The 6,984-nt window shown below is 29.7% G+C and carries 12 protein-coding genes; 8 read left to right on the top strand and 4 right to left on the bottom strand.

Annotated features, from left to right (window positions below; genetic code table 11):
- Nucleotides 1–154 precede the first annotated feature (154 nt).
- From VIM70_RS03460 to tlp (VIM70_RS03440), 5 genes are all read left to right on the top strand, one after another.
- On the top strand, nt 155–604 hold the full coding sequence (locus tag VIM70_RS03460; RefSeq protein ID WP_331944145.1) for a PilZ domain-containing protein: 450 nt from the start codon (nt 155–157) through the stop codon (nt 602–604).
- A gap of 225 nt (nt 605–829) precedes the next feature.
- A complete protein-coding gene (locus VIM70_RS03455; protein WP_331944143.1) occupies nt 830–1,084 on the top strand; it encodes a hypothetical protein in 255 nt (84 codons plus the stop codon).
- A 176-nt stretch (nt 1,085–1,260) separates the two neighbouring features.
- The gene (locus VIM70_RS03450) at nt 1,261–1,749 is read left to right on the top strand and encodes a GNAT family N-acetyltransferase (RefSeq protein ID WP_331944141.1); all 489 of its coding nucleotides are present in this window, start codon (nt 1,261–1,263) and stop codon (nt 1,747–1,749) included.
- 265 nt (nt 1,750–2,014) lie between these two features.
- Entirely contained in the window at nt 2,015–2,239 is a 225-nt protein-coding gene (gene tlp / locus VIM70_RS03445) for a small acid-soluble spore protein Tlp (protein ID WP_331944149.1), read from the top strand.
- Nucleotides 2,240–2,453: 214 nt separating this feature from the next.
- Nucleotides 2,454–2,681 (top strand): small acid-soluble spore protein Tlp, encoded by a 228-nt coding sequence (gene tlp / locus VIM70_RS03440; RefSeq protein WP_331944139.1) that lies wholly within the window; start codon nt 2,454–2,456, stop codon nt 2,679–2,681.
- Between the two features lie 100 nt (nt 2,682–2,781).
- Here tlp (VIM70_RS03440) and VIM70_RS03435 read toward each other — a convergent pair whose 3' ends face one another.
- Nucleotides 2,782–2,922 (bottom strand): PTS lactose/cellobiose transporter subunit IIA, encoded by a 141-nt coding sequence (locus VIM70_RS03435; protein WP_331944147.1) that lies wholly within the window; start codon nt 2,920–2,922, stop codon nt 2,782–2,784.
- Nucleotides 2,923–3,054: 132 nt separating this feature from the next.
- On the opposite strand from VIM70_RS03435, the gene VIM70_RS03430 reads away from it, so the two are divergent.
- A complete protein-coding gene (locus tag VIM70_RS03430) occupies nt 3,055–3,999 on the top strand; it encodes a ribonuclease Z (protein WP_331944137.1) in 945 nt (314 codons plus the stop codon).
- On the opposite strand, the gene VIM70_RS23375 is transcribed toward VIM70_RS03430, so the two are convergent.
- Genes VIM70_RS23375 through VIM70_RS03420 form a run of 3 tightly spaced genes read right to left on the bottom strand, consistent with a single transcriptional unit; the run spans nt 3,996 to nt 5,447 of the window.
- The gene (locus VIM70_RS23375; RefSeq protein WP_414648653.1) at nt 3,996–4,595 is read right to left on the bottom strand and encodes a cation:proton antiporter; all 600 of its coding nucleotides are present in this window, start codon (nt 4,593–4,595) and stop codon (nt 3,996–3,998) included. The genes VIM70_RS03430 and VIM70_RS23375 overlap by 4 nt on opposite strands.
- Nucleotides 4,596–4,612: 17 nt before the next feature.
- Complete coding sequence (locus VIM70_RS23370; protein WP_414648652.1) at nt 4,613–5,002, bottom strand: cation:proton antiporter; 390 nt, start codon at nt 5,000–5,002, stop codon at nt 4,613–4,615.
- Nucleotides 5,003–5,009: 7 nt separating this feature from the next.
- Complete coding sequence (locus VIM70_RS03420; RefSeq protein ID WP_331944135.1) at nt 5,010–5,447, bottom strand: MarR family winged helix-turn-helix transcriptional regulator; 438 nt, start codon at nt 5,445–5,447, stop codon at nt 5,010–5,012.
- A gap of 278 nt (nt 5,448–5,725) precedes the next feature.
- Here VIM70_RS03420 and VIM70_RS03415 point away from each other — a divergent pair, with 278 nt between their 5' ends.
- Nucleotides 5,726–6,631, top strand: coding sequence for an MBL fold metallo-hydrolase (locus tag VIM70_RS03415; protein WP_331944133.1), 906 nt, complete (start codon nt 5,726–5,728; stop codon nt 6,629–6,631).
- A gap of 82 nt (nt 6,632–6,713) precedes the next feature.
- Nucleotides 6,714–6,984: hypothetical protein (locus VIM70_RS03410; RefSeq protein ID WP_331944131.1), on the top strand; the 271-nt coding region annotated here is incomplete at its 3' end.

Below are 6,984 nucleotides of genomic sequence, written 5' to 3'. Positions count from 1 at the left end.
AAGGAACGAGTATCTTGGATTTTTAATCAAGCTGACTTAGGAATTCCCCTTGAATCCATTTTTAAAACATTAAAAATAGCTTAGGATAGTTAACATTATTTTATAATGGAATAAATTGTAACGTATTTCGCTCGTTTATAGTATTAGAAAAAATATGGGTAAGTTTAACAAAAGAATATATAAAAGATATGAACTTAATAATAACTTTATTGCAAAAATGAAAGTGGACAGAATTAGTAATAAATATGGAAGCTCGCAGTGGGTAACCATATTAGTAGACAATATCTCACAAGATGGTATTCAATTTATTACTGATATTGAAGAACCTATAGAGGAGGATACAATGTTAGAATTTAGTATAGTTATTGCTGATATAAACATCTATGTTAAAGGTTATACGTTGTGGAGAACAAAAGCAAAAGAGAATAAATATAGATATGGAATAAAGTTAGATATACATGATTCAGAAAAAGAAAAGCTAGTTCAAATTTTAGATCAAGTAATAGATTTTTCTTTAGAAAACGGTATATTAACACAAAAATGTTTTAGACTAAAATTTAATTATGTAAAGCTTGAAAATCATGACTTCGAGTGGCGGGCATAGGAAGCAGCAAAGTTGTCCTAACACATTATTTCCCAAGAAATATTATTTTGACATGATTGTCTATACTACATGGTAGTTCGTGATTTACAAATGTAGAAATTTGCCCGATAAAAAATAATTTTGGCATATATCCAAAAATTAAAAAAAAGAATATTTTTTGTTTTTTGTAGAATATTATATTTAGTATTCTAAAAATATTTTATTATGTTTAATGGAGGGATAGGAATGTCAACGAAAAATAAAATCTATGAAATCACAATATCTGAAGATGGTTTAGATAATTATAATAGTTATGATATAAGTGCTAAAGATATGGCTGAGAATTTAGGAATTGATGCAGTTATGACTGATTTTGAGTGGGATGAAAATTTAAAAAAAGGTCAAATTCTCACTTGTAGGATTATAGACGATATATCGATTGAAGATGCTTTATCAGAAATGGAAAATGTTGAGTATATCGAGGGTGTAAAGGAAAGTTAAAGCATATATAAATAAAGAGTGAATTTAAATCCAATATTTAAGATTTAAATTCACTCTTTATTTTTTAATTATATTTATGGATTAGCCCATTATAATGTTTTGGTAAATAGTGTGTAAGGTAAGAAAAAAGGATATAATAAAGTGAATTGACGAACTAATATAAAAGGAGAATTATCATGAAACTTAAAATAAGACAAGCATGCATAGAAGATTTAGATGATATAACAAAAGTGGAAGCAAGCTGTTTTCCAGTGGCAGAAGCAGCTACAAGGATATCTCTAGAGCAACGTATTAAGACGTTTTCGGAAAACTTTTTTGTTGCAGAAATAGATGGTGAAATTATTGGATTTATTAATGGTTGTGTTATCAATGGAACTGTTATATATGATGAACTCTATGAAAATTCTAAGCTACATATTCCAAATGGAAGTTACCAGACTATTTTTGGACTTGATGTAATATTAGAGTATCGGAACCAGGGAATTGCAGCACAGTTAATGAATTATATGATAGAAGTATCAAGAGCCTCCGGTCGCAAAGGTATTATTCTAACGTGTAAAGAGAAACTTATTCATTATTATGCAAAGTTCGGATATACAAATATGGGTATATCTGAATCAGTACATGGTGGTGCCAAGTGGTATGATATGATTTTACTAATCTGATTCTTCCCTTGATAATATAACATGTAGCATATATCCAAATAGCAAAGTAGAGGAATATTCTTTTGTTTTTGTAGAATATTATATTTAGTATCTTAAAAATATTATACACAGAATTCATAAAAGGTATAGCAAGATTTAATTTTGCTATACCTTTTCTTGTGGATTGCTATGTGTTTTTATTTGGCGGATAAAATAAATTTTTGTAGATATAATAATAATGATAAATTATTAATTATTAATTAAACAAAGGAGATAGAAAATTATGATGGAAAACAAACCAGATGACAGAAGAGATAATGTAGATAAAATTCAAGGAAAATTAAGTAATACTATTGAAAATTGTCATCGTACTAAAAAAGCTATTGAAAAAACAGATGATGAAAAAAGCAAAAAAAATTTAGAAGAAAAAAATGATAGAAGAGAAGAAGCTATTGATGATATGAGGTCAGAAATTAGAGATGAGGCAATAGATAAAAGAAACGGGTATTAAGGATTTAATCTATGCGGGTATTCAAGCAGACGAACAGATATATATTGTTACTAAGGATGATTAGCAAAAAACGCTGAATGGTATGATATGATTTTAGTAATTTGAGACTTTCATTATAAATTATTTTTTTAAATGTTTTGTCGTATAATAAATATCTTTGTAGATATAATAATAACGAATAGTTTATTAAATTAAATAAAGGAGATATGAAATTATGCAAAACAAACCAGATGACAGAAGAGATAATGTAGATAAAATTCAAGAAAATATTAGCAATACTATTGAAAATTATAATCTTACAGAGGAAGCTATTGAACAAACAGAGGACCAGAAAAATAAACAACCATTAGAAGCAAAGAATGAGAGAAGAGAAGATGCAATTGATGGCATGAGATCAGAAATTAAAGATGAAGCAATAGACAAAAGTAAGGGTTATAAATAGAGCGAAAACAGAATATTTAAGTTATTTAAAATTGTGAAATACCCAGCAAATCCATTATGGATTTGCTGGGTATTATTTATAGAAATTTGTTATATATATGTTAACCTTTTAGTGTAAGTATTTTCAACTCATTTATCTCATTTTGCATGTATAACATTTCTTTAGCAAGACATAATATAGTCTCTGCAGACATTAACTGATCTTCTGCATGCATAAGAAGTAATGAAAAATCTTGTTGAATATTCCAAAACCCATCATAGATATGAAAGTTTTGAATTTAGTACTGTATTAGTAAATAACATTTAGGTTATTACTAATTATAAGTATTAATTTAAATTCAAATTTAAGAAAAAATATAGATGAGGTGATTTAATTGGTTGATTTAGCACTTCTAGGATGTGGAGGGGGGATGCCAATTCCACAAAGATATCTATCTTCACTTCTTATAAGCTATAAAGGAAGAAAGATACTTATGGATTGTGGAGAAGGTACTCAGGTATCCATGAAGATTCTTGGATGGGGGTTTAAGTCAATAGATGTGATTTGTATTACTCATGGACATGCGGATCATGTTTTAGGACTTCCAGGTATTCTTTTAACAATTGGTAACAGTGGTAGAAGGTCGCCCATTACTATAATTGGACCTAAAGGTATTACAGACATTGTAAAAGGGCTGACAGTTGTAGCGCCTTATCTTCCTTATGAACTTAATATTTTAGAAGATCCACAAGAACCCGTGAAAATACAAACTTCATTAAATTATGATAATTCTTCAGTAGGAGAATTTAATGATTTAATAATTTCCACGCTGGAACTTGAACATTCAACTGATTGTTTGGGTTATAGCCTCTATTTTAATCGAAAACCAAAATTTGATATTGAAAGTGCAACTAAAAATGAAATACCAAAGAAATTTTGGAGTAGACTTCAGAAAAATGAGATTATAAATGAACAGGGGAAAACTTATTTCCCAGATATGGTGATGGGAAAGGAAAGAAGAGGGATAAAGATTAGTTTTATAACAGATACAAGACCAATTCCTAAGATAACTATATTTATTAAGTCAAGTGACTTGTTTATTTGTGAGGGAACTTATGGTAATGAAGATGATATTGAAAAAGCTATAAAGAACAAACATATGACCTTTAGCGAGGCAGCAGAACTTGCTTTAGAAGGGCACGTACAAGAACTTCTATTAACACATTTTAGTCCCTCAATGCTTAGCCCTGAAGAGTATACGGACAGAGCAGAGGGCATTTTCAAGAACTCTATTATTGGATCTGATAGATTTATTAAGACTATGTCTTTTAAAGATTAGATTATCATATCATCAAAGTTGTCTCCGCTTAAGACTAATACATCCCCAATTTTAATCATTGTTGCTCCCTTAGGATGTATTACCTTTTCTGCACGCTTTATCATTACAACTAAGATCTCCTCAGGTATATTAGCATCCATTATAGTTTTATTAGCCCATTTACTTTCGGGAAAAATTTCTAATTCATATAATTTTGTGCCTGATTCCTCTTGATAGTCATTAAATGTTTTTAAAACAGCTGACTCATTATCAACGAGATCTAATTTCTTTGCTATTGGTGCAACTAATGTGCCTTGCAAAGTAACTGAAAATAATGCTACAAAGAATACTATATGAAAAATATCAGACTTTATAACTGCTCCGTTTGTTACAGCAATTATAGCAAAAACAATAGATGATGCGCCTCTGATTCCAACCCAGGAAACAAATAATTGATGTTTAAAAGGGATTTTTAAAGGACTAAGAATTAAGAATGTTGCAATAGGTCTAGCAACAAAAATTAAAAATAATGAAATTAAGACCCCCGGGACTAGAACTGATTGTAAATGAGAGGGGAAAGATAATAGCCCCAATATAAAGAAAAGCATTATTTGCATAAGCCACGATATTCCATCTAAAAATTTAACCAAACTTTTTTTATTTTGAATTTTACTATTTCCAAAAGAGATACTTTAAGAACTACTCGGCAAAATAAACCTGTAAGCCCTGCTGTTATAACAACCCCTAAAGTTGACATTAATAAAGCTTTTCCAACAACTGGTTTTGCCATTTTCCAATTTGTGCAAAAACCCCCATAGAAAATTATAAACATCAAACCTAACGTTCCAAGTTGCTCTGCAATATGGTAATTTTCAAAGTGAATTCCAACAATTCCTTCCGAACCAAATACCATACCTAATAGAATAAATATAAGTAATGAGGGTACTCCAAATTTATATAAAACTTTACTGGAAAATATACATATTAATACGACCGATGAGGCTATAATTAAAGGCATTATCATTTATTACTCACGTCCTTTCTGATAAGCATTCATTTAAAATATTTAATCCATCCACAATTCTATTTTTTTTACTTTCTTCTATTTTATTTAATGTTGGAATAATACTTTCGGATAGTGTTTTTGTTACTTTTTCCGTTATTCTCTGCGCATATTCTGTCATTTTAATATTTACACAACGCTCATCTTTTGAATTTCTAACACGTTCTATAAATCCACTTTTCTCCATCCGCTTACATAATGGAGATAAATTACTTTTTCCCATATAAAGATGTTTACATAAATCAGTAATATTTTGTTCCCCATTTTTATTCAATTCTAATAATACGCTAGCTTGTACCGAGGTTAAACCATATGGCTCATAAAAATCATGTAGAATACCATTTAGCTTTCCATTAACAGATTTCAATAAATCAATAAGGTTTTCTTGAAATTGAACATCAATCATAATTTTCTCCTTAATTAAATATACTTAACATATGAACTATTCATATGTTAAGTATATCATTATATATTCAATATATCAATTCAAGCACAGGCAGCTGAACTTTTTCAAAGGATAAATCCGTAATCTCAAAGCATATTAAAAATGCATTTGTTTAAGGTGAGAGTTATTTATTAGAGAGTTTTAGTAAATAGTGTGAAGGTAATGAAAAAAGGCTATAATAAAGTGAGTATGATTAGGTAATAAAAATAAAAGAGTATAAAAAGAGAGGGATATATTACATGGAGATAAAAGAAATAAAGGGTAATACATTTTGTATTGATACTGGAATGACATATATACCTTTTTATAAAATTAATAATGAAGAAATTATTATGTTGGATTCAGGATGGGCGCAAGGGGAAAGAGAAGGGATATCTGAGCTTTTAGAAAAAAACAATTTCAAGGTAGTTGGGATAATATGCAGTCACTCTCATGTAGATCACGTAGGTAATAATGCATATTTGAAGGAAAAATATAACTGTATTATTGCAATGCCGGCTTATGAAGCTCTTATTTGCAGTTCTACGATAAATCTCAAGCTTTATTTCAGTAGCCAAACTTTATCAGAGGTTACGAAGCATTTTGGAAATATGGTTTGTGAAACAGATATTATGATTTTAGATAACCAAGATAGTATTTGTATTTATGGTATTAAGTTTAAAATTCTTCATACGCCAGGACATAGTCCTGCGCATATATGTATTGTTACTCCTGATGATGTTGCATATTTAGGAGATAGCCTAATAAGTTATGAAGTCATGAGGGGTGCTAAAATGCCATATGCTTATATACTAAGTGAGGATTTGTTAAGTAAATTAAAGCTTTATGATTTAAAATGTAGCAAATATGTAGTGGCACACAAAGGTATGTATACAGATATTACAAAGCTTATAACTGATAATATAGATTTCTATAAGAATAGAGCGTCAACAATATGTGCTGTTATAGATGGGGTTATGACAATGGATGAGATTTTGAAAGCTGTTGTTGAAAATTTTAATATTAATATAAAAAGTACATACAGTTATGCAATTTTGAAAAGAATGTTGAGGTCTTATGTTGAATATTTGAATGAAACAGGAATGATAGAGTTAAATATGGATAAGGGTTTTCTCAAATATTCAAAATTTTCATCAGATATATAGTAGATTAAAGTAATTAACCTTAGTTACATTTTCATTATCTCAACATACTATGTATTGTAATCAATTTTATGGAGATTTTTGTATGAGTAAAAAAAATCAGAAGTTACTAAGTACGATACTACCAATGCAAAAATATAATTATTGTATGGACTGTCCAATATTGTGTGAAAATTCTTACATGCAACGGGACCAAATGATGCCTGAATATAATAGTGAAGACTCAGAAGATGGATACCGACCTGGACAAGGAGGAGGCCACGGACCTGGAGGGAATCCTGGACAAGGAGGCGGCCACGGACCTGGAGGGAATCCTGGACAAGGAGGAGGCCACGGACCTGGAGGGAATCCTGGAC

This window comes from Clostridium sp. (assembly GCF_036569345.1).
Taxonomy (GTDB): Bacteria; Bacillota; Clostridia; order Clostridiales; family Clostridiaceae; genus Clostridium_AD.
The sequence above is the reverse complement of the archived record's forward strand: the minus strand, read 5'-3'. Positions and strand labels throughout refer to the sequence as shown.

What these genes read in the sequence shown, in the direction of transcription:
- VIM70_RS23375 (WP_414648653.1), bottom strand. Translation starts at nt 4,595, where the DNA reads ATGCAAATAATGCTTTTCTTTATATTGGGGCTATTATCTTTCCCCTCT.
- tlp (WP_331944149.1), top strand. Translation starts at nt 2,015, where the DNA reads ATGGAAAACAAACCAGATGACAGAAGAGATAATGTAGATAAAATTCAA.
- VIM70_RS03450 (WP_331944141.1), top strand. Translation starts at nt 1,261, where the DNA reads ATGAAACTTAAAATAAGACAAGCATGCATAGAAGATTTAGATGATATA.
- VIM70_RS03420 (WP_331944135.1), bottom strand. Translation starts at nt 5,447, where the DNA reads ATGATTGATGTTCAATTTCAAGAAAACCTTATTGATTTATTGAAATCT.
- VIM70_RS03415 (WP_331944133.1), top strand. Translation starts at nt 5,726, where the DNA reads ATGGAGATAAAAGAAATAAAGGGTAATACATTTTGTATTGATACTGGA.
- VIM70_RS03460 (WP_331944145.1), top strand. Translation starts at nt 155, where the DNA reads ATGGGTAAGTTTAACAAAAGAATATATAAAAGATATGAACTTAATAAT.
- VIM70_RS03455 (WP_331944143.1), top strand. Translation starts at nt 830, where the DNA reads ATGTCAACGAAAAATAAAATCTATGAAATCACAATATCTGAAGATGGT.
- tlp (WP_331944139.1), top strand. Translation starts at nt 2,454, where the DNA reads ATGCAAAACAAACCAGATGACAGAAGAGATAATGTAGATAAAATTCAA.
- VIM70_RS23370 (WP_414648652.1), bottom strand. Translation starts at nt 5,002, where the DNA reads ATGATAATGCCTTTAATTATAGCCTCATCGGTCGTATTAATATGTATA.